The organism is Candidatus Hodarchaeum mangrovi (genome assembly GCF_975850365.1).
In genome coordinates, this window is the sequence record NZ_CDLCQJ010000090.1 from 1 (window position 1) to 23,245 (window position 23,245).

The window sequence follows — 23,245 nt, forward strand, 5'->3', positions numbered from 1 at the left end:
ATCCTTCTTCACCTGTATCAAGTCTTATAAAATCACCTACAGAAAATTCCTTAGCTGCAATAATATAGATTCCAGAGAAAAAATTCGATAGGGTAGGTTGTAAAGCTAAAGCGACTGTCAATCCTCCAACACCTAACAATGTAAGCAATGGAGTTATGTCGATACCCAATGACTGAATAATAATTAAAAATCCTAGTAAAAGAAAGATTAAATTTATTATATTAGTAACTAGAGTGGTACTAGCTAAAGCTCCTTCTGTTTTTTCCGAATAATGAGTGATAAAGCCATTAGTCATTTTAGCAAGAATCATTAGGAATGTTAAAATAAAAATCAAGAAAAATCCTCTTGCCAATAGATCAAGAAATGTTAAATCAATATTTAAGACATCGGTAGGAATACTTACAATTGCCAGATAAGAACCTAGTAAGAAAAACCAGAAAAAAGGGATTCCTCTTAATGAATTGGAAATTATTATGAATCCTTTCCATTTTACCCTTGAAAGTGATCTTCTAAACCTCGTGAAAATAATTAATTCGATTAATAGTCCTAGAAGGATACCTCCAAGGAAATAAAATACAGGGGTGATCCAACTATCAACATTTTGCACTAGCATGTTATAATCTCTCCTTCAAAACAAATCAATTTTTTTAATAATTGATATTTAATTCCCCTGCATTTGTTGAGTATTTAAACGAATTGATGCTTTTTTGCTTTACAGAGAAAATCCTTGAGAGATAGAAAATTTGTGCTTTTTCCTAGAAAATTCCTTCTTAAGAGGTAAAAATACTGTGAAATAGACTAACCTTCAGTTATGCTTTGTATTTGAGAGCAAAACGCAAGAACTTTATTATATAATGATGGAACTGGTTCATTATGTTCACGTAATCGTTCTTTAGGGAATCCAAAGAATATTGACAGTCCATTATCTAATATTCGTATCATAAAGACTCTTCTCGCTGATTCCATGAGAATAGATGTTGATTCTTGATACTCTGAATTTGATAACCGGTTCATAACTGCATCAAATACTTCTTTGATTTCAGCTAACGATATATGATCAAATCTATCTATATTTTCGATTTTAGTTAAAGGAGCTCCTTCTCTTGTATATATTTGAGCCATATCAGCATAATTATGTCGGATAAATGTTTCTAGTAAGGGCCGGAGAGTTTTCTTTGCTCCACTTGCTTCTGCATAAACATCTCCCATAGCACTAAAAATAGAATCATTAAATACTGTAGTTTCATAATACTTTAAGGTTTGAGTTACTCCTGCTGCAAGATATTCATAAATGGTTTGTTTAACCTCATCTCTAAGATTCTTGGGTACACGATCGGTTTTATGTTGAAATATGAAAATCGATGCTTCAGGACTAAATTGGTTAATTTTTTTCAAACTTAAATCAAGATAATATTTTGCACGTTGAATTTCAGGGATATTTAGCGAATCAATTACAAAGACTAAAACTTTTACTCCGCTAAAGATAAATTCTGATAGTTCGCCTGTAAATCGATCAAGAAAAGCAGTTTGTCCGCCTAAATCGAAGATCGTAATCTCTGTTCCAGCAACAACTTTTTGTTTTCTTTCATAGTCAATTGTTGGATTATAATTTGTTTCCTTGGATAGTATTTTTCCTTCTGTAACAGCTCGTATAATAGTTGTTTTTCCTGATTCTGCTAATCCAAGGATTAGGACTTTACTGGCTTTCTTTCGTGTAAGGTATGACATTTAGGGTAATCTCCGATCATTCACTGATTTCGCGCAATATTCCAATCTTTTCAATAATCATTTCCCTTTCTAAGGGGTCTAACACGTTACGAATAGTGAATTCATTTTTAAATCTGTTTGAATTTAAATTAGATGCACTCCGTCCTGCTATAAACATTAAACGCTGTGATACGTTTTCTTTTAATTTTATAACCAATAATCTCTTTAAAATCGTATTCGCTATAATTAAAACCGAATTGTCCATGATTTCATCGTTTGGTTGTAATGGAAGGGGATCCCCTACATCATTGATTGTATAGTATTCCAGTCCTCCTCGCTCAGCCAAAACTTGAGGCTGATATTCCATAGATGGTATGGTTCCATTTGATAACTCTTCGCATAAATTTTTCATTCGATTAAAGATCGTTTGCATTTTTCCTGGGTCAATTAAGTCGTCTTCTTCCTTTAGAACTTTTGATTCTTGTCGGAGAGTTTTTTCAATTTGTGAATGTATTGAAAATACTTGTTCTCGATTTTTTGATTCAAAAATTAACCAAATAGTTGATTCACGTCCATGTTGATTGATTCGGGCATCTTTTGTAGTTTTTGGAATAACTGTGAAAGACATTGCCAATGCTTCGTAATCAGGAGTATCAGGTACTGGAATAGATCCATGTAGTCTATAATGTTGTTTTTCAGCAACCGTGCCTGCACCCATTGAAAGAATAGTCATCCCAATCACACTTAATTTGACCGTAGTATCTTCTGACAATGAAGATAAATTCAAAAGAGGGTAGGGGCCCATATCAGTCATGGTAGTGCAGATAAGACCCGTTATCATCTAGATTCAAATCTCCAAGTACTAAGTATAATTCCTTTTATATAAACCTATAATTTCGAACTTAAGGATTTCACTAATTCACTACATTTTCGCTCTATTGTGGCAAAAGATTCCTTATTTAGTTTAAAATTTGTTTCCCTTCCAAGTAAAATCAGTTTAATTCTATTTGTAACTAACTGAGTGATCATAAGAAAATCCTCGACCCGTACAATGTTAATTTTTGATCCTTGAGATACCTCAAAAGCCCCTTCTTGAGCAAGAACACGGATAATCTGTGGGCCTACTTTTTCTTCCCAGCTTTGATTTTTACCTTTGGCTAAAATGACCTTGTTATTATCAGTCAATATGTATGCCCCTGCAAATCCATAATCGGTCATTTTTTCAGTCAAAATGGATTGAATTGCTTTCTGTTGAGAATTATTTAAAGTAATTGTTTGCTGATTCTTTTCTTTTTCCTTTTGAAGGCTAAAATCTACCCCTCTACTTATTATTTGGCTAATTATCATGTTTGTTAACCGTTGTTCATCAGGACCTTTCAGAGAAACAACATATGCTGAAATATCTTGAGGAATAATTTGTTGTAAACGTGCAGAAACATTTCTTAAAATATTATTTCGTTCTATATCATTTGGAATAAGATGACCTCGGTTTAGCAGCAGAATAACTTTAAATGATTTATTGTAAGACTCAATCTGGGTAATGACTTCTTTAAAGTCATTGACCGTTTCATCTAATCGTTGATAGGTAATATCGTGAACATATATTAGCGTATGTATTCGTTTAAGTATTCTCTCTCTGATTGGGGCTAAAAGATCATTTAAATAAGATGTATCAGATTTTTTAAAGGTTTTAAAAAGCCAATCAAAATAAATTATAATATCCTCGACTTTTTGATTTGATTCACTTTTACTGAATTTTGTAATTTGATTAAACAAAAGGTCTTTCCCTGAATGAGATAATCCTGCAAGAACTAGAAGGTTCTGGTACAAAATGAAGCCTGCCTTATGTGGATTGTTGAATCATACTTTCTAATTGTTTAGCCAGTAATCGTACATCCTCCTCAATATCTGAAATATTTTTAGTTTCTAAGGTTGATTTTGCATCAGTTGAAATAAGAATGATTAATAATTGTGGTAAACTTTCAAGTCTAGATCGATAGATTAATACCGAGCCAAAGCGTTGAAGTTCTGATCTGGAATTTGCGACTAATTGGAGATCGTTTGTTCGTGTCATTAGATTTAAGACATGTTGGATCTCATTTATATCTAGATCAGATGCATTTATTCGAAAATCAGGGTCATCTAAAGATATTAACAGGACCTCATCTAGTCTATTCATAAATTTCAAAGTATGGAGGACCTGCTGGATAGGACGCAATCGTAATCGTTTTTTTATTGTTTCTAGATCTTCTTCTTTTTCTATTTCTTCCGCCTCTGGAATAATTTCACTAGCTTCAGCAGTTATCCGTTTAAAAGCTTCATGGATTGAATTGTCATAAATTGAGGTTTGCAAAAATGTTATATTTTTATTTGGTGCAGCATCTTGGAACATCTCCATCAAAAATTCCATTCGTTCTGCTCTTTGAGTAAGATCGGTCATTAAATCCGTTTTATGTAGTAGCACATAGATAGCTGGTTGTACATCAGACATTTCTTCTAGTCGACTAACTCCCTCTACAAATGCTTTTCTTGATGCTGGAAATTTATCTGGGGTGAAAATATCGCATATGAATACCAGAACTGCTACATTACTGAATATAAATGAGCTCATACTGCTTAAGAATCTTTTTAAAAAAACCTCCTGACCCCCAAGATCCATTACAGTAATGGGTTCATCAGCTACTTCTTCAATTTGGCGTTCATAATTTAAAGTAGCTGCATAATCTTTTGTTTCCTCTGGTGCTTTTCCTCCAAAAACTACATCTTTAATCGAAGTTTTCCCTGCTTGTGATAAGCCTAGAAGAATGATTTTGCGAGTTGAAGACTGCTTTAATTGTTTGAGATAGTGGCTCACTGAGGGAACCTCTTATTAAATATTTAAATACTTTAATTTAAGTATTTAAGTGATACTTTTTTAAGATTAGCCAATCATAGCTAGCAATCAAATTGATCATAATCTTTACTATTAACTTTTATAATTCATTTTTTTTATTTTATTAGTTCTACCTTCAATAATAATATTAAAGCCTAATTAACATAATCTAGCAAAATTATTCCGAATTCATTAAAGATAATAATTAAATCTAAACAGAAAAAAAGAAATTTTTTGACTCTACGCGAACTTTTTTTCATTCATTTGCCTTTTATACTATAAAGGATGATTGTCTGAAAGGTTTTTAAAGGATTAAGCTAAATCCAACCTTAGCAACTCTGAGAAATTCTTGGTTTTAAACATGTTTTTTTCTTTCAAGAAACACTACTGAGGAAAATAAATGGATGGAGAACACATTTAGATTTTTTTAGTTGTTGGATGATTTGCTATTGTTGATCAAAATCTTTTTTTTGGATAATGTTGTATTTGATGATTTTAAATTAAAAGAATGATAACAAAGTTATTTATGTGTTTTCGGTGGCGTGAATGAGCAAACCAGACCTCATGTGTGAAACAACCTGTAAATTTTTTAGATGTAGTGAAAAATATCTTAAGATTACTCAAAAGGGTGACAAAAAACTTTTTCTTTGTAGGATGGTAGAGGGAGACGATTGTGTTGGGTATAAATGTAAATTTGCTTTGTGCTTTCACCGACCCTCAGCACTAGAAATTTCTAGTGGAAGATGTAATCTTAAAGTAAAAGAATATACATCAAAAAAGAGAGCGAAAAAACATCAACAAAGAACAAAATTTGTTGACGATCCTTTAAAATATCGTGCTTACCTGGATAAAAAATTGAAGAAGCAGTATTCCAACAAAGATTTTTTTTAAATAGCTATATGTTAATATTCATGACGCTCTAGAACAATTTCACGTGCTTTAGGTAACGCATCAAGGCGTTTTTGTTTGTGCATATCCATAAAACTAGCGATTATTGAGATCAAGTTTTTTTTATCTTCACCACACATTATTTCGCCATTTAAGCATTTCTGAGCAAGTTCAGTTAATTTTTCATTGTTATTTTCAAAAAAAAATCGATATAAATCAAAAATTCGACAAATATGGGGATTTCCTCCCAATTTTTTCTGTTCTTTAAGAGAAACCCTTCCTCCAGTTAAAACGTTAAAAATTTTAGTATGAAGACCTTCTTGTGTTTCAAATAACGTTAAAGTAGATAAAGGGTTACGTTTTGACATTTTTTCAGATCCATCTAATCCTTCAATTAAACGGTGGTAAATAAAGCTTGGTAATTGAAATTGATATTCATCTTGAATTTGTTTTTTCCTAGCGAGATCACGTGAAAGACGAGCATGAGGAGCCTGATCTGCTCCAATTGGTACAATAGTTGGCATTGGTTCGTATAGTACTTGTGGAAATAAAATATCTGCTACTTGAATAAATGCAGCATTATAAATCCCCATTTTATGTTCGCCATAGATGGCTTTCATCATGTTATAGGTTGTATATGTTGAAAGAAGATACCCTAGTTTCATGATTTCAGGTTGCCTACTCTGTCTATAGACATATGCAGAATCCAAGTCCAATCCCAAAGCTATAAAATCCGCAATATTTTCAATAGCGTTTTCTTCAGCTTGTTTTAGTGATACTTTTCCATCGATATAGCTTTCTAGATCAGCTATACAAAAAAAAACTTTTCCTCCAAGTTTTTGAAGATAAATGGTTTCACGACAAGTTACCAAATTCCCCACATGATATTCTTTAGAACTTGGTTTTATTCCCGTCATTACTGCAAAAGGTTTTCGATGGGTTATTGCATCAATAATGCTTTCAAAAGCCGTATGACCAAAAATTATTCCTCTAGCCATGTAAAAGTGTTGATCTTTAGCTGGAATCTTATCTAAGATTTCTTCAAATGGTGTAATGCCAAATTCGTTCATTAAGCGATTGTAATCAACCACTCCACCTCCAAAAGAATTAATTAAACTAATTTTACTCAAAATATGGTCATATTCCATTGTGGACCCTCTTAACATTGTTAAAACTTATAAAAAAGGAAAAGTTAGTGAAGGAATTAGAAATGCTCTGGCTAGAAAACAAAATAAATGCTAGTGAATTTCTACTAGCGATAAAATCCATTGGTAGAGCATTCTCATCTCCATAAAGGATAGGAAATACAAATTATTAAAAGCTTGTTATCCTGACATTTCACATCTAAACAAGTTTATGTGTAAAGTGATAGAATCCACTAGTTTCATATAGAAATTGGAGTATAATGACAACTGCTGTTACACTTAACCCAAAACAAAACGCTACAACACCTAATGCTCCTCCAAGGTTTAAAAAATAAGCTCCTGAAATTGAACCAAGAATAGAGCCTGTAGACATAATTGATTGTGTGAAACCCATTTCACGTCCTCTATTTTCTTCTTTCGTTACATCTGAAATCATTCCTAAGGAGCTAGAAGCAAAGCAACCCGCACTAAGTAGGAATATGAACATCATGATAATGATTACAAGATGAGGAAGGTTAAATACTACTTGTGGCGTAAAATCTGCTGGTGTTAAGGCTAATGGTTTTGTTTTAGCTAAAGAAAATGGATTTGATATTAGATCAATCAACCCCTCAGACCCTTGACCTAAAATAAAATAGAACATACTGATTAGTAGACTCATTCCGACTACACCTAGGATTAGAAAGGGTTTCCGACCAAATCTGTCAGATAATTTACCAACTGATGGTTGAATTACCCCAATTATGGCTACACCAACTAGGAATATGAAACCAATAGCGGATACAGGTATTTTATCTTCTGCAACCTCTTTTAATATTACAGGGGCATAAGTACCTCCCGCTCCAATTAAAGTAGTATAAGCAAGCCAAGCTATGGCAAATTTTCTAAATTGCTTATCTTTTAAACTTTCTACCATTGTTTTAAAAGGATTGATACCTATTTCAGAGGAATCTTCCATCTCCTCAATTTCAGCTTTAAAAGTTGCTTCCTCTGGTTGTTTTCTCTTAGGTTCCTGCAATCGAAATAAATAAAGGGTACAAGCAGAAAACATAATGACTGCAAAGAAGAAAAACGAATATTCAATAAATGATTCCCATAATAACCCTCCTAATAAAAATCCACTGCCTCCACCAATAGATCGTGCGAGATAAAATTTTCCCATGGTTTCTCCATGGTTCTGTTCGGGGGAGAGATCAGCAAATATGGCTAAAATCGGGCCAGAAATCATTGCTGCTGCAAGACCTTTAAGTGAATTAAAAAATAATAGAATTAGAAACGCAGAAGGAATAACTTCATATATCGAATAAACTATAGGGAATGGTATGAATGAAATTCCAGCTAATCCCGTTCCAATGATTAGTAGGGGTCTACGACCCAAACGATCACTCAAATAACCGAAAAATGAAGCTGTGGATAATGAAACAAGATAATATACCCCTAAAATAATTGACAAACCGCTTATTCCACTTGGATCAACATGATAAAAATATAGAGGTAAACAAATAACAGATGATGAAAAAGCTGACTCTGTAACCGCTACTGCGAGAAGTAATAGCATAATTTGTTGGCGAAGAAGAAAAGAAATAGGTTGTCCAAAGAATTGCAATGTATCTTTTGTATAACGTGAGATTGACCGTCGAAACACTACTTTTCCATCCCAAGAGACATTTACTATCTGAATTCTAAGGAATCATAAGTTCTTTTGGCTTATTAACATGAAATCTTCTTCCTTTTTTAATATTACATTTCTATTAAAAAATAAAGGATTTTAAACTGACTGGTATGTTGCTCTTTCCAGATATTCTCAATCCCATAATTCTTATTGAGGGCTTAGAATGAAGATTTCACTAGTTGGACTTAGTGGTTGTGGCAAAACATCAATATATTTGACTACTTTAGGCGGTATGACACCTAATGAGACCCGAGATTTAGGGCCTACTGTTATGCATGACGTTAAAAGTCACAATTATTTGGGTTTGGAAATAAGCCTTTGGGACTTTGGTGGACAGGAAGAATATCGGCAATCCTATTTCGAAAGGCCTCAGCTTCTAACTAATACTACTGCTCTTATTTTTGTACTCGATTTACATCAACCTGAACAGTTTGATGAAGCAAATAGATATTTTACTAATGTTTATAAGGTTATCCAAGAAGGGGGTGGTGCTCCTACTATTTATGTCTTCTACCATAAGTATGATACTGAGGATTATTTTGAAGCAAAGCTTAAGGAAAGCCTTGTAAAAGCTAAAGCTCTTCCTTTCATAAAAGAGTATACACCCCAAGCTTATATTACCTCTATTTATAGACAAGATGAGTTAAGCGATGTATTTCGGCAAATCTTAATTGCTGACTTTAAAGAGCTTCAAGATAGTGTGCAAAAGGCCCAAGAGAATCTAGCAAAACTCAATTCCAAGATAATTGTTAGTGATGTTAATGGTAATGTAATTACTCACAATATCAAAGGTTTTGCAACTGGTATTCAGCTTCGGGAAGATCTTCGCGATTATATTTTAGCTTGTAATGTAATACGAGAAAATTTCTTAACTACTGATTCTGCAAATTTCTCAGCCGTATCTGAGGTTAAACGACTTGATCTTCATGTCTTTAACTATGTTTTATCTGTAATGATAATGCTTGAAAAAGGTGCTAAATTAGATGATCCTAATGATATCAAATCCCTCTTAAAAGAAATGGAAATCTTCGCGAATGTTATTTTAGAGGCCAGTAAAGAAGATTAATGCTTAGGGGTAATATTTCTTAATAAATTTAACAATGACACAGATTTTTCATTCATCTCTCCTTCTCTTTAGTTAGTTAGGAATCAATGGCATAAATTTTACTTTCTCTTCATGCTGAGAAAATTCAATATCTGGGGTTTTGGTTGGGTACTTACAGAAAGAATTAAGGAAAAAGAGAATTTATGAGGTTATTAGTCATAAAAGATGCAAAATCGGAGAATTAGATCAAAGAAATCTAAGATAAATGATTTGAAAAACTCTACTTCTGTCCCTTAGTAACATTAATTTTACTGATTTTAAAAATAATAAATAATTTAATATTATTTTTGGTCGATTGAGAATCAGGTTACTATATTCAGTAATTAACTAGTGTTTTTTCGCTTTTATTCAGAATAAGTTTTTATACTCCTAATATAAAAATTGTTAATGTTGTATCTTAACGTGGAACGAGCCAAGATCAAAGACCATTTCAGAAAATCACAAATTAGATACATTTTAATTGTAATAAGCTAGAAATCATTACTTTTGGAGGCTTAATCGGTTGGCAGTGGACACCTACGAAGAAAAAGATACTATTATTCATGAGATATTAGGTTCTAAAAGTAAGAATCAAGCCAATTTGATACCTATTCTGCAAGCAGTACAAAAAGAGTTTGGATATCTTTCCAAAGAGAATTTGATTCATATTAGTGAACATCTTGAAATGTCTGCAAATGAAGTTTATGGTGTTGCTTCATTCTACCAGCAGTTCAAATTTATAAAACCTGGAAAACATATCATTACTGTGTGCTTAGGGACTGCCTGTTTTGTTAAAGGGGGAAAAATCCTCGCAGAAACTGTGAAAACAAAATTAAATCTTGAGCCAGGTGGAACTACAGAAGATGGGTTATTTACATTTGAAAGAGTTGCCTGTCTTGGATGTTGTGCCCTAGCTCCTGTTGTTCAGATAGATGGCGAAGTTCATGGGGAGATGAATCCAGCAAAATTACTCCGAATTATCAATCGAATTACTCAGAAAGAAAAGAGTAGATAAGGTATGAATGATGCTCCCTCATGATACTTCACAAAAAAAAATTTTGATTTGTCAAGGTACAGGTTGTTTGTCCTCTAAATCTGACGAGATAAAAGAAGAGTTTGAAGATCAGCTAAAAAACTTTAATCTACAGGATAGAGTAAAAGTTGATTTCACAGGATGCCATGGATTCTGTGCCCAAGGGCCAATAGTAATTATAGAACCTGAAGGCATTATGTATAGTAAAGTGAAAACCACCTATATAAATAGAATTGTAGAGTCTCATTTGAAAAATTCTGATCCAGTAATTGAATATTTTTACAAAGATCCAAAAACAAATAAGCCAATAGCAAGATATCAAGATATTCCTTTCTATAACAGGCAAACACGAATGATTCTGGGTAGTTGTGGCCATATCAATCCTGAGAATATTGATGATTATATTGAACGGGGAGGGTACTCAGGTTTGAAACGAGCATTAGAAATGCCTCCAGAGAAAATCATCCAAATAATAAAAGATTCTGGATTACGGGGTCGTGGAGGAGCGGGTTTTTCTACAGGGCTAAAGTGGAGTTTTTGTCGGGATGCTCCGGGAAGTGAGAAATATATCATTTGTAATGCCGATGAAGGAGATCCAGGAGCGTTTATGGATCGTTCAATTCTCGAAGCAGATCCGCATAGTGTTTTGGAAGGAATGATCATTGGGGCATATGCTATTGGGGCACACCATGGTATTATTTATGTTCGTGCTGAATATCCTTTAGCTGTTAAGCGATTTAGGCATGCGGTGAATGTCGCGAATGAGAAGGGATTTCTTGGTGAAAATATTCTGAATTCGAATTTTTCCTTGGATATTTCGATACATGAGGGTGCTGGTGCATTTGTGTGTGGAGAAGAAACAGCATTAATGGCATCAATAGAAGGACATCGCGGAAATCCCCGCCCAAGACCACCATTTCCTGCGACTTCTGGGTTATGGGGTAAACCTACCAATATTAACAATGTGAAAACATGGGCCTCTGCAGCTTGGATTTTCAAAAACAGTTGGGAAGAATTTCATAAAGTTGGGGTTGAACATGCTTCTGGGACAGCTATATTTTCATTAACTGGTAAAGTAAATAATTTAGGTCTAATCGAAGTTCCTATGGGAACCCCTCTGAGAAAGATAGTATTTGAAATTGGTGGAGGCATTTTAAACAACAGAAATTTTAAAGCGGTTCAAACAGGAGGTCCTTCGGGAGGATGTTTACCTCCAAGTCATCTAGATTCTCCAGTTGATTACGAAACGATGGCGGCTTCAGGAAGTATTATGGGTTCTGGAGGAATGATTGTCCTTGATGATACTGATTGTATGGTCAAGCTTGCTCACTTTTTTTTAACCTTTACTCAAGCTGAATCATGTGGAAAATGTGTACCATGTAGAATTGGAACAAGGGCAATGTTATTAGTTCTTGATCGGATTATTAAAGGAGAAGGTGAAGATAAAGATCTAATGTTGTTAGAGGAACTTGCTTATACCGTGAAAATGGGATCTTTATGCGCTCTTGGACAAACTGCTCCGAATCCCGTTTTAACTACCTTGAAGTATTTCCGAGAGGAATATCAAGCTCATATCCTTGAAAAACGGTGTCCTGCCAGAGATTGTCAGGATCTAATTGATTATAGAATTGATGGTAATATTTGTAATGGATGTACACTTTGTGCGGGTAATTGTCCTGTTAAGGCAATCTCCGGTCAAAAAGGTAATGTACATACTATCGATCTGAATATTTGCGTAAAATGTGGAATTTGCTATTCTAGTTGTCCGAGAAAAGCAATATATAAGCAAGATAGGAATTCACAGTTGGTGGAAATATGAGCAAATGGATGAATATTAATGGAAAGCGTGTGGTTTTCGAAGAAGGGGAGACCGTACTAGAAGTTGCCACTAAAGCAGGGATTTATATTCCAACTCTTTGTGCAAGACCAGATCTTCCATCAATAGGAGCTTGTCGATTGTGTATAATAGATATTGAAGGAGGTAGAGGATATCCAAATTCTTGTACATTACCCGCTAGAGAAGGGATGGTTGTTAGAACAGCTACCCCAGACCTTCAGGCTGTACGTCGTAACATTCTTCAATTGATACTTGCAGAGCATCCAAGCTATTGCCTTGTTTGTAAAGAACAGGATGAATGTGCAAAACTACGACATGGAGAATACAAAGCAGGCCGAGTTATCGGGTGCTATACATGTAGTCAAAAGGAATTATGTGAAATTAGAAAGCTTGTAGAGTATCTACGGGTAAGAGAAATTCGTTTTCCCATACTTTATAAGGATCTACCTTTAGAGCGAGACGATCCTTTTTTAGTTCGGGATTATAATCTTTGTATTTTATGTGCTCGATGTATTAGAGCTTGTCAAGATGTACTAGGGTATAGTGCTATTGCTCTTACAAAACGAGGTCATGATACTAAAGTAGGTACACTTTTGGAAGTCTCCCATTTAGAAAGTGGTTGCGTTTTTTGTGGTCACTGTATTGATGTTTGTCCAACAGGAGCTTTGACCGCACGGGGTTCGTCTTGGTTTGGAACCCCTGACAAGTCCGTTTCCACGACCTGTGTTCTCTGTTCTCATGGCTGTCAAATGATTGCTGATGTAAGATGGAATACAGTCGTTAATGTTCATCCCCCATATGATATGTCAGCTCGACGGGAATATTGTGTAAAAGGTCGTTTTTGTATCCCAGCTCTTATGAATGGACGTAACCGTTTGAAATATCCTACTATTAAGCGAAAATTTATTCAAGAGGAGCATTTTCCAGTATCTTGGGATGAGGCTTTTTCTTATAGTGCAGAAAAATTAAAGCAATACAAATTAGAAGAAATTGGGATCCTGGCTTCACCATTTTTGCTAGATGAGGCAATTTTTTTGCTTTCAAGATTCGCTAAGGAGGTTAGCGCTCATAATATCGTCTATGATGATGAAGGGCTTCAAGATTTAGCTTCTCGTGGAATAAAAGTTCTATTTGCTACATTTAATGCAAAATCATTATCAGAAATTAAAAATCTAGAGTTTTTAATCTTACAGGACGTTTATGAATCTTCCAACCTCAATGTTGCAGATGTTATTTTTCCAACTACAACTTTTACCGAAGAAAGTGGTACAAAAACAGGTGAAGATTTCATTAAAAATCAAATTAATAAAGTTGTTGATCCTCCTGGTGAAGCCTTGCCAAGTTGGAAAATTATAGGTGGCTTAGCACAAGGCATGGGATTAGCAGGTTTCTCTTTTAACTCTTTAATCGATTTACAAGATGAAATATCCAAATATGATCCAATTAACATCCCACTTGTTCCTAAAGAATGTCTAGAGTATATGGGGACTCCTATATCAAATAAAGTGAGTGAATTGGACTTGTATCTAAATGCCAAGCGTGTGTTGAATGAAGCCAAAGGAGAAAGAACGCTAAATGTTAGAATTTAAGATTGTAGAAAAGGAAGAATATGTACCTAATATTCATAAATTTGTGGTTTCCGTTCCCAAAATTGCACAAAAGACCCAACCAGGACAATTTATTCTTGTCATGGCTGATGAAAAGTCTGAAAGAATTCCTTTGACGTTAGCTGATTGGGATCCCATTTCAGGTACAATAACTTTCTTCGTTCAAGAATTAGGATTATCTACAACTAAAATGGCATATATGGAGGTACAGGATTCATTTTATTCAATTGTAGGTCCTTTAGGAAAACCTGCATACTTGGCAAAATTTGGTACTGTTGTTACGTCAGGGGGATGTTTTGGATTAGGTGGAATTTATTCAATTACTAAAGGGTTGAAAGAGCTTGATAATCAAATTATATCAATTTTAGAAGCAAAAAATGAAAGCCTTCTTTATTTTGAAGACGAGTTCCAAGAAATTAGTGATGAGGTTATTTTTGTTACAGGTGATGGATCGAAAGGTACCAAGGGGCACATTTATGACGTCTTGGAAGATCTTATTTCTACCCAAAAAAGAGAAATAGATCATATTAAGGTTATAGGCTGTAATGTAATGATGAGTAAGGTGGCGAAATTAACAAAAGAGCTTGGGAACATTCCTACCTATGCAACAGTATCAAGTATAATGGTTGATGGTACTGGCATGTGTGGAGCTTGTAGACTTACTTATGATGGAAAAACAAAATTTGCATGTGTAGATGGACCTGAATTTGATGCACACAAGATAGATTGGGATGAACTAATCGGTGTACGAAATACAGCCTACATTCGTGAAGAATCGCTAAGTTTACAAAACTTTTCACCCCAATGTAAATCTTTAGCGAAATTTTTGGAAAAAAATATTGAGAAGGGATCAGTTTGAAGGCGAAGGAACGAATGGATATTCAACGGACTGAGATGCCATCTCAACCAGCTTCAGTTCGGGCAAAGAATTTCAGGGAAGTCCCATATGGATATACTGAAGAAATGGCTTTAGCTGAGGCCAGTCGTTGTTTAAGCTGCAAAAAACCAAAATGTGTAGAAGGTTGTCCAGTATTTGTTCCAATACCTGAATTTATAAGTTTAATACAGGAAGGAAAGTTTCTAGAAGCAGCATGGAAGATTAAAGAAAAAAATGTCCTTCCAGCTATATGTGGTAGAGTTTGTCCTCAGGAAAATCAATGTGAGGGGATGTGTATCCGTGGAAAGAAGGAAAAGCCAGTTGCAATAGGAAATCTCGAACGATTTGTAGCTGATTACGAAAGATTAAGCGGTTTTGTGCCTAAACCTTTGATCGTAAAGAAGAATGGAAAAAAAATAGCCATAATCGGAAGTGGGCCATCAGGATTAACTGTTGCTGGTGATCTAATTAAACTTGGATATGAAGTCTCTGTATTTGAAGCTTTTCATCGTGGTGGTGGTGTTCTTGTTTATGGAATTCCTGAATTTCGACTACCTAAATCTGTTGTGGAATATGAGATTCGCAATCTAAAAAATCAAGGTGTTCAATTTGTCTATAATAATGTAATTGGACGTATTAGAACCATTGATGAATTATTCGCAAACGATAACTTTGATGCAATTTACATTGGGGTTGGGGCAGGATTACCAGTTTTTTTGAATATTCCTGGGGAAAATCTTAAAGGAGTTTATTCTTCAAACGAATATCTGACTCGCTCAAATTTAATGAAAGCATATCTTTATCCAGAATATAATACGCCCCTTGTCCGTGGGAAAAATGTTGTAGTTGTTGGTGGTGGGAATGTAGCAATGGATTCAGCTCGTACAGCCCTTCGTTTAGATGCTAAAAATGTATATATAGTATATCGACGATCTAGAGAACAAATGCCTGCCAGATTGGAAGAAATTCATCATGCTGAAGAGGAAGGAATCCAATTTATGTTATTATCAAACCCTGTTGAGATTTTCGGGGATGAACAGGGTCGTGTAAACAAAATAAAGTGTCAAAGATACAAACTTGGAGAACCAGATAAATCGGGTCGGGCTCGTCCGATTCCAATCGAGGGAGAGTTTTTTGAGTTAGAGACTGACTTATTAATAATTTCAATCGGGAATAAGGCAAACCCACTTATTACAATGACTACACCTGATTTAGAAGTTAATAAATGGGGAAATATTGTAGCAGATGACTTTGGCCGCACTAGTAAACCTTTTGTTTATGCAGGTGGAGATATAGTCACAGGTGCAGCAACTGTCATATCAGCTATGGGTGCAGGTAGACGTGCTGCAATAGCAATCCATGAAGATCTATTCCCAGAAGAGAAAGAAGAACCTGAACTATTAATTGTCCCAATTGAAGCTATAAAAATTGAAGAAGCTTCAATTTATCCAAATTCTACAGTAGTAAACATTTCTTTGAAAAATAATTCTAATAAGGAACTAGATAAGGTAAAAATTTCGGTTTCACATGTTCAGGAATTGTTTGAGCAGGCCTTATTAGATATTACAATTTTACGCTGGCTTCCCAATGAAATACAAAAATTAGAATGTCCTAGGATTCATGAAAATGAAAAGGATTACCTTCTATCAGTAAAGGATATAAGTGGAATTCTATTATCTAAAATTATTAATGCTGAAAAAATTATGAAGTAATTTACCTCTGTGATAATTCAGGAAATTTACTAAGTGATTATTCCAAATTTAATGAATTAAAAGCAGCAATAATATCATACGAAGAAATAATCCCAACAAGTTTATTACTCTCTGGATTTCGTACAGGGAGCCGTTTTATCTTATGCTTTAACATAAGTAAAAATGCTGCTTTAATATTTTCTTCAGAAGAAATGGTAATAAGATTTTTAGTTGCCACATCTCTCGCTTTGATTTCACAAGGATTACTGCATTCTATTACTACTCTTGATACTATATCCCGAAGAGTAATGATACCAATATTTAGATCATCAAGACTTTCACATACTAGGATTGAACCAATTACATTTTCCATCATTAATCTAGAAACAGTAACAATGGTCTCTTCTGGACTTACAAATATGATATTTCGTACCATTAAATCTCTAACTTTAACAACATTCACTAGAGCTCAACTTATCCTATGATTCGCTTTAATTTGATTGTTTCTTCCTTATCATCAATTTTTAGGAAGTAAATATAGCTTTTCGTGAGATTAGCTTTAAAGTTTATTTCCTTTACTTCATCTGGTTTCCAAGTTGTAATTTGCGTTTTATAAATATCTTTACCAAAAAATCCTTCAGATTGCATGATTTTTACAGAGATATCAACTAATTCAATATTTCCAGAGTTTAATAGTTCGAGCTTGATCGTGTCATTGATTGTCTTTCCAACGATTCGAATGCTCTTAATTTTTAAGTCTTTTTTCTCTTTCTTCCCTTTTTCTTCTTTTATATCCTGTACTGGGACACTAAATCTGAGTATATTAGGTCGTGAGAGTCTTTTTTCTAAAAGTTGGGGGGTTGGGGTTCTAATATCACTTACAGCTGTTTGGAGTTTAGAAAGAGGTACTCTCGGGATTAATGACTGGCAAATATTATTTAATTCATCAATCACACTCTTAACACTCGATTCAGAAATTTCTTTTTCAACAGCGGTATCAGAAAATTCGAGTTTTTTTTCCACAAGCATACACATCTTAGCGTCCAGATTTACCTCCAAATTAGTTTTTAATTCCTGAAGAATCTCATGAGCGATAAATGACACTGATGCAGGGGCTTTAACAATCAAAACAAATCGCTCATATTGCCATTTCTTAGAATCCATACCTAAACGACGCTTTTTTCTTTTAGATTTACAAAAAAATAGAGTAGCAGAATAGATCTTATTTTGGATCTCTAGATCAATATGTGTAAGTTTTTCTGAATCTAGAAATCGGTTTTGATGCCACCAAATTGAATGAACCGATAGAATCCTTTTTTCAGCTTCGTTTTGCATTAAATTACTTGGATATGAAAATAGAGGGATATGTCCTTTTAATTCATCAAAAAAATAGATAAAGACGCCGTAATGTTTTTCATCAGGAGAATTCTCCTTAGAACTGTTACCCAGATTCGACAAACTTCGACTAGTCCTTATCCATTAATTCTAATGTCCCTACTAATCACTTACTCAGGGGTAGTTATGCAGATATACTTGGGAAGTAGATCTCTTTATTTTTTTCGTTTCGAGATTTTAATAAACTTATTTTTCCATTAGAACTTTTTTTGTATTCTATAAATTATTTTTTTTATAATGGATCAATTTTTAATGATTTAATTGCAATGGTTGTTTTTCGACTACTTACTTTGATCAAATAATTTTGAATTTCGTCGGATTGAGTAAAATCAAGGATTATATCTTCCTTTTGGGGCCAAAGATCTAGTTTTTGTTCCCAGACAGTTTCACTAAAAAACTCTGAGCGTTTAGAAACATGAATAAGAACATCTTTCAGGTCTATATTTTTTTCATTAAAAAGAATCACAAGTATATGACCAGGATCATCGTCTGTAGAAAAAGTACGCATAGATATTTTTTGTTTATAAAGTGGAGTTGAATATTTTATTATATCAGAACTTTTTTCTTCAATTATCTCTTCTGGAAGAGTTGTAGACGTTTTTTTATTACTAGATTGTGATAAATTGAATATGAAAGTAAGCCAAGCTTCCTCGAACTGTCTATTAAGTCGGGCTATTTTTAAAGCATTCTTCAAAAAAAATTGTTTTTTAAGTGGATTTGAGGTGTATTTCTCTCGTTTATGAAGTAAATCGATATTTACACTTACTATTTCTTCAATTTTCTTCTTTAAGCTCAATAAAAATGTGTTTTCGATCTGTTGAGTCTTGGATAGCTTAATTATAATAGCATAGATTCGTTGATTTAGATTTTTATAATCTGATTGTAAGTTTTCATTTAATAAAACTGCAGCATAGATATAATTGGTTATTTTTAAATCGACTCGAATAGGAATATCGTCGATCTTCCAAATAGAATGCGTTTTTAAAATATTTTTCTCATTTTGGTCATCTTTCAGGTGAGGGGGTATACTATAAAGAAGTAAAAGTCCATCAATATTATCAAGAGAGCAGAGAAAAAAGCTTGGGGGTTTTAATGGTGTTCTAGATAATATGGAATCGTCAAAATCTGCCACTTCTCTATCAAAAAAAGGATCTCTCTTCATTCTTCTTCATAGCCTATTAATTTATTAATGAACATTAGCATATTCAAAGTTTATTAAATACAGATTCGATAATAGATATTATACTTCTTGTTTTTTCTTGATGGAAATGGACTTATTATATTAAATATAGTTTTCTGTGAATTTTAATGTAAAAATCTTAATTTTTAATCATTTATTTTCTTATTGTTTACAATTTTTTGGGAGACTTAGTTTGTAAGGAATAAATAAATTCTTAAATTCTTGAATAAATCCAGAATCAAAGATAAAAATCGTTAGAAGTGGCTTTATATCTAAATTGAATCAACTAATTATTTTCTAAAAAGAACTCAGATAAACAAATAATTTTTCTTTGAATATGTATAGACCTTATTGGAGAAGAATCATTTGAGCTCGGATGAAATATTCGATCTTATAATTGTAGGGGGTGGACCTGCTGGATTATCATGTGCAATTCGTGCTGCTGAAATGGGGTTATATGTAATTGTACTAGAGGCCCGTTCTGGCGCAGCTACAGCTGGAACCATGCATGTGGATGGATATCCAGGATTCTATAGTATAACTCGTCAAGAACTTTTAGATAAAATAGCAAAACAAGCCAAATATCAGGCTAAAATCAAATATTCTCAGAGAGTAAGTAAATTAGAACTTAAAGATCCTATTAAACGTGTTCATACTCGTATTACCCGAGGTGAATTTTTTACAGAGGAATTGAGATATCAAGGAAGGACAGTTCTTATTGCTACAGGACTTTATCCAAGTGCTCTTGGCGTTGCAGGTGAAAAAAAGTTTATAGATAAAGGGATTTACTACGCTATCCCTCCTGGTGATTTTTATGAAAAAACTGTTGTTATTATTGGTCATACTTCGTGGGCAGTAAGGAATGCACTTCATTTCGATGCTATGGGTGCATATGTATATCTCATTACTAGCCGAGACTCTCTAGATGCGCATCCTGCCCTTTTACGTCGATTAAATGAAAGTTTTGTTACTATTAGATATTCTGTTGAAACACAATATTTTGAGGGATCAAACCAATTAAAGAAAATATTCTTTACAGATAAAGAAGGAAAAACACATTCAATTTCTACAAATTACGTTATTGTTTTAAGAAGTGTAAATAGAAATCGAGATCTATTTCTTGACGCTGGATTAAACACAACACCTCAAGGATTACTTATTATTGGGTATGATGGTAATTCCCAAGTAACTAATATTCCTGGGGTTTTTGCAGCTGGTAGTGCTACAAGAGGTGATTCTATTGTTGGAGTTGATGCGGCTGAAGGGCAACAAGCTGCTATGGAAATTTCTAAATATTTAACTGATATGGGAAAAGACTCCACAGAGGTCATTGAAACCAAAAAAGCAATTGAACTCGAAAAACGATTTTTAGAAGGTAGGAGTGAGATTATTGAAAAAGAAATGCTATCTCCTGAGATAGTTAAGTGGATTGTAAAGGCACCTCTTATTGCTAAGAAAGCAGAGCCAGGACAATTCGTTATCCTTCGCATTACAGGGCAAGGAGAACGTATTCCTCTAACAATTGCTGATTTTGATAGAACAACAGGGACCATAACTCTGATATTTCAAATTGTAGGGAAAAGTACGAAAGAGATGGCTTTACTGAAGAAAGGAGATCATATTCTGAATCTTTTAGGACCTTTAGGTAAACCAGTGGAAATAGATAAGTGGGGAACAGTGGCTGTATTGGGTGGCGGATGTGGGGTTGCCCCTGTATTACCTAAAACCAAGGCATTAAAAGATTTAGGTAATTATATTATCAGCATAATCTCTGCTCGGTCAAAAAATTTGCTAATTTGTCAAGCTGAAATGGAGGGACCAAGTGATGAGCTCTATATTGCGACTGATGATGGAACTTTAGGTCATCATGGATTTGGAATAGAAGTTTTAAAGAAATTAATTGAAGAAGGAAGAAAAATTGATCATGTAGTTGCAGTAGGGCCTATTCCCATGATGAGAGCAATTGTTAATCTAACCAAAGAACATTCAATACCTACAACAGTAAGTTTAGCTCCTCTTATGGTTGATGGTACTGGTATGTGTGGATCATGTCGAGTTACGGTTGCAGGAGAGGTTAAATTCGCGTGTGTCGATGGGCCAAATTTCGATGGACTTAAAGTGGATTTTGAAGAACTCACTTTAAGATCAAGAGCATATAGGTATGAAGAGCGAATCTCTCTTGAAAAAATGGCACGTGAGGAATAAAAAATGAGTAGTGAGGATCGCAAAGCCAGTTTAAAGAAAGAACGCGTTCATATGAGGGTTCAGGATCATTCTGAACGAATTCGAAATTTTGAGGAGGTTGCTTTGGGTTTATCTTATGAAGAAGCACTTTATGAAGCCTCCAGATGTCTTCAATGCAAAAAACCACGCTGTATAATTGGCTGTCCAGTAAATGTTTCAATTCGTGATTTCATTGCTCTTCTTAAAGAAAGGAACATTGATGAGGCTAAAAAACTCATTTTAACAACTAATAGTTTACCAGCGGTCACAGGAAGAGTTTGTCCTCAAGAAAACCAATGTCAAGAGTACTGTATTCATCCTAATGCAATTTCAATTGGAGCCCTTGAGCGATATGTCGCAGATCATGGAAGTCGTCCTCAACCGTCTACAATTCCTCCTTTAGGAACAAAAGTCGCTATCATTGGCTCGGGACCATCGGGGTTAACATGTGCAGCAGATCTAGCTACAAAAGGCCATGAAGTTGTCGTTTTCGAGGCACTACATGAATATGGAGGAGTGTTGACATATGGAATACCTGAATTTCGAATGCCCAAGAAAATAGTCAATGAAGAAGTTGAATATGTCAAAAGTTTAGGTGTAAAATTCGAAAAAGATATTTTAATAGGCCGTACAATTACTATTGATGAATTATTGAATGAGGAAAAGTATAATGCTATTTATATTGCATCAGGAGCTGGAGCACCTAATTTCCTAGGGATTCCAGGCGAAACACTTACTGGGGTGCTATCTGCTAATGAATTTCTTACACGAGTAAATCTATTGAAAGGTTATGAATTTCCAGAATCTGATACTCCAGTAACAGTAGGTGAAAAAGTCGCTGTTGTTGGAGCTGGAAATGTAGCAATGGATTGTGCCAGAACTGCATTACGATTAGGTGCACGTGAGGTTGATATTATTTATCGTCGTTCTGAAGGGGAAATTCCTGCAAGGCTTGAAGAAATCATTAATGCAAAAGAAGAAGGTGTTGTCATAGGTGAATTGACAGCTCCATTAGAAATCTTTGGTGACTCCAAAGGCAGAGTAATCGGTGTTAAGTGTATGAGAATGTCTTTGGGCGAAAAAGATAGTTCTGGTAGACGTCGTCCTATTCCTATTCCTAATTCAGAGTTCATTTTTCCAGTAGATACTATAATAATTGCAATAGGTCAAAGTCCTAATCAATTGATTGCTAAAACAACTAAAGGACTAGAAACAACTAAATGGGGAACATTCATTCATGATCCTGAAACTGGAAAAACCACTCGTGATAGAATTTACACAGGTGGAGATGTTGCAACTGGAGCAGCAACAGTTATCCTTGCTATGGGGGCAGGTCTAAAAGCAGCAAAAGCAATTCACGAGATGATTGTCGCTAACGATCTCTAATTTTCTTTTCTTTTGTTTGATATCAAGCAAAAGATTATTAGGACCACTAATCTATTGATAATGTAATGTTGTAATTCTTCTTATTTTCAACAATTATGACTTCTATTATTATGAAACTCTAATTAAAAGTGAAAATCAAGGCATGTGATTAAAAATTGAAGGACAAATGGCGAGTTACTCCGAAAAGAATTGGTCGTAGTCGTAAGATACAGGTAAGACAATTTGAACCAGAGGAAATTTTTATTGAGTACGATATAGAGGTATACGATGACACCCTAAAACGAGATGCAATTCGTGAAGCAACACAAATGGCAATTCAATATTTAGATGAAGAAGAAGCAAGATTAAGAGGAAAGAGTATTGAGAGTAGACCTACTGAAGAAAAAATTAGAATAAAAGAATATTCTCTTGAAATTCTACCTGAAGGGAAAAAATTAGGTAATTTCAAAGTTAAAACCTCAGAAGATCCTCAATTTTCAAATTATCTCCATTTATGGTTAGAAAAAGGTCAGGAAAATATTTACGTGGGATACCTTCTTAAAGACAGTGGGAATTTTAAGTTTAAATCAGAGAATAAAGCAAAAATTAAAGAGATAGGAATTAAAAAGGATATACATTTTAAAATTAAAGAAAAAGAATAGGGATTTG

At 34.1% G+C, this 23,245-nt stretch carries 20 protein-coding genes; 10 read left to right on the forward strand and 10 right to left on the reverse strand.

Going from position 1 to position 23,245, the window contains the following annotated elements; translation table 11 throughout:
- The 5 genes from ACWVCY_RS08650 to ACWVCY_RS08670 all read right to left on the reverse strand — a co-directional run.
- A partial coding sequence (locus tag ACWVCY_RS08650) for a mechanosensitive ion channel domain-containing protein (protein WP_455142090.1) occupies nucleotides 1–613 on the reverse strand: 613 nt, incomplete at its 3' end.
- A gap of 185 nt (nucleotides 614–798) precedes the next feature.
- Nucleotides 799–1,728 carry an ADP-ribosylation factor-like protein gene (locus ACWVCY_RS08655; protein WP_455142091.1) on the reverse strand — a complete coding sequence of 310 codons (930 nt, stop codon included), beginning with the start codon at nucleotides 1,726–1,728 and terminating at the stop codon, nucleotides 799–801.
- A 16-nt stretch (nucleotides 1,729–1,744) separates the two neighbouring features.
- The gene (locus tag ACWVCY_RS08660) at nucleotides 1,745–2,548 is read right to left on the reverse strand and encodes a hypothetical protein (RefSeq protein ID WP_455142093.1); all 804 of its coding nucleotides are present in this window, start codon (nucleotides 2,546–2,548) and stop codon (nucleotides 1,745–1,747) included.
- 47 nt (nucleotides 2,549–2,595) lie between these two features.
- Entirely contained in the window at nucleotides 2,596–3,537 is a 942-nt protein-coding gene (locus ACWVCY_RS08665; RefSeq protein ID WP_455142094.1) for a hypothetical protein, read from the reverse strand.
- Between the two features lie 13 nt (nucleotides 3,538–3,550).
- The gene (locus tag ACWVCY_RS08670) at nucleotides 3,551–4,561 is read right to left on the reverse strand and encodes an ADP-ribosylation factor-like protein (RefSeq protein WP_455142096.1); all 1,011 of its coding nucleotides are present in this window, start codon (nucleotides 4,559–4,561) and stop codon (nucleotides 3,551–3,553) included.
- Between the two features lie 564 nt (nucleotides 4,562–5,125).
- Here ACWVCY_RS08670 and ACWVCY_RS08675 point away from each other — a divergent pair.
- Nucleotides 5,126–5,470: a hypothetical protein gene (locus ACWVCY_RS08675; protein WP_455142098.1), complete on the forward strand. Its 345-nt coding sequence runs from the start codon at nucleotides 5,126–5,128 to the stop codon at nucleotides 5,468–5,470.
- A gap of 11 nt (nucleotides 5,471–5,481) precedes the next feature.
- On the opposite strand, the gene trpS is transcribed toward ACWVCY_RS08675, so the two are convergent.
- Entirely contained in the window at nucleotides 5,482–6,615 is a 1,134-nt protein-coding gene (gene trpS / locus ACWVCY_RS08680; RefSeq protein ID WP_455142100.1) for a tryptophan--tRNA ligase, read from the reverse strand.
- A gap of 196 nt (nucleotides 6,616–6,811) precedes the next feature.
- Nucleotides 6,812–8,257: an MFS transporter gene (locus ACWVCY_RS08685; protein ID WP_455142102.1), complete on the reverse strand. Its 1,446-nt coding sequence runs from the start codon at nucleotides 8,255–8,257 to the stop codon at nucleotides 6,812–6,814.
- A 190-nt stretch (nucleotides 8,258–8,447) separates the two neighbouring features.
- On the opposite strand from ACWVCY_RS08685, the gene ACWVCY_RS08690 reads away from it, so the two are divergent.
- The 6 genes from ACWVCY_RS08690 to gltA (ACWVCY_RS08715) all read left to right on the forward strand — a co-directional run bounded on the left by ACWVCY_RS08690 (nucleotide 8,448) and on the right by gltA (ACWVCY_RS08715) (nucleotide 16,434).
- Entirely contained in the window at nucleotides 8,448–9,350 is a 903-nt protein-coding gene (locus tag ACWVCY_RS08690; RefSeq protein ID WP_455142103.1) for an ADP-ribosylation factor-like protein, read from the forward strand.
- 547 nt (nucleotides 9,351–9,897) lie between these two features.
- Complete coding sequence (gene nuoE / locus ACWVCY_RS08695) at nucleotides 9,898–10,383, forward strand: NADH-quinone oxidoreductase subunit NuoE (protein WP_455142147.1); 486 nt, start codon at nucleotides 9,898–9,900, stop codon at nucleotides 10,381–10,383.
- A 7-nt stretch (nucleotides 10,384–10,390) separates the two neighbouring features.
- Nucleotides 10,391–12,220 (forward strand): NADH-ubiquinone oxidoreductase-F iron-sulfur binding region domain-containing protein, encoded by a 1,830-nt coding sequence (locus ACWVCY_RS08700; protein WP_455142105.1) that lies wholly within the window; start codon nucleotides 10,391–10,393, stop codon nucleotides 12,218–12,220.
- Nucleotides 12,217–13,827, forward strand: coding sequence for a molybdopterin-dependent oxidoreductase (locus ACWVCY_RS08705; protein WP_455142107.1), 1,611 nt, complete (start codon nucleotides 12,217–12,219; stop codon nucleotides 13,825–13,827). The genes ACWVCY_RS08700 and ACWVCY_RS08705 overlap by 4 nt, the downstream gene beginning before the upstream one ends.
- Nucleotides 13,814–14,704: a sulfide/dihydroorotate dehydrogenase-like FAD/NAD-binding protein gene (locus ACWVCY_RS08710; RefSeq protein ID WP_455142109.1), complete on the forward strand. Its 891-nt coding sequence runs from the start codon at nucleotides 13,814–13,816 to the stop codon at nucleotides 14,702–14,704. The genes ACWVCY_RS08705 and ACWVCY_RS08710 overlap by 14 nt, the downstream gene beginning before the upstream one ends.
- Nucleotides 14,701–16,434: an NADPH-dependent glutamate synthase gene (gene gltA / locus ACWVCY_RS08715; protein WP_455142111.1), complete on the forward strand. Its 1,734-nt coding sequence runs from the start codon at nucleotides 14,701–14,703 to the stop codon at nucleotides 16,432–16,434. The genes ACWVCY_RS08710 and gltA (ACWVCY_RS08715) overlap by 4 nt, the downstream gene beginning before the upstream one ends.
- Nucleotides 16,435–16,471: 37 nt before the next feature.
- On the opposite strand, the gene ACWVCY_RS08720 is transcribed toward gltA (ACWVCY_RS08715), so the two are convergent.
- From ACWVCY_RS08720 to ACWVCY_RS08730, 3 genes are all read right to left on the reverse strand, one after another.
- The gene (locus tag ACWVCY_RS08720) at nucleotides 16,472–16,876 is read right to left on the reverse strand and encodes a CBS domain-containing protein (protein ID WP_455142113.1); all 405 of its coding nucleotides are present in this window, start codon (nucleotides 16,874–16,876) and stop codon (nucleotides 16,472–16,474) included.
- An 11-nt stretch (nucleotides 16,877–16,887) separates the two neighbouring features.
- Complete coding sequence (locus tag ACWVCY_RS08725) at nucleotides 16,888–17,871, reverse strand: hypothetical protein (protein WP_455142115.1); 984 nt, start codon at nucleotides 17,869–17,871, stop codon at nucleotides 16,888–16,890.
- 169 nt (nucleotides 17,872–18,040) lie between these two features.
- Entirely contained in the window at nucleotides 18,041–18,970 is a 930-nt protein-coding gene (locus ACWVCY_RS08730) for a hypothetical protein (RefSeq protein WP_455142117.1), read from the reverse strand.
- A gap of 384 nt (nucleotides 18,971–19,354) precedes the next feature.
- Between ACWVCY_RS08730 and ACWVCY_RS08735 the strand changes: the two genes are divergently transcribed.
- From ACWVCY_RS08735 to ACWVCY_RS08745, 3 genes are all read left to right on the forward strand, one after another.
- Entirely contained in the window at nucleotides 19,355–21,193 is a 1,839-nt protein-coding gene (locus tag ACWVCY_RS08735) for a sulfide/dihydroorotate dehydrogenase-like FAD/NAD-binding protein (RefSeq protein WP_455142118.1), read from the forward strand.
- Between the two features lie 3 nt (nucleotides 21,194–21,196).
- Nucleotides 21,197–22,597: an NADPH-dependent glutamate synthase gene (gltA, locus tag ACWVCY_RS08740; protein WP_455142120.1), complete on the forward strand. Its 1,401-nt coding sequence runs from the start codon at nucleotides 21,197–21,199 to the stop codon at nucleotides 22,595–22,597.
- 155 nt (nucleotides 22,598–22,752) lie between these two features.
- Nucleotides 22,753–23,238, forward strand: a complete 486-nt coding sequence (locus ACWVCY_RS08745; RefSeq protein WP_455142122.1) for a hypothetical protein — start codon at nucleotides 22,753–22,755, stop codon at nucleotides 23,236–23,238.
- Nucleotides 23,239–23,245: the final 7 nt, after the last annotated feature.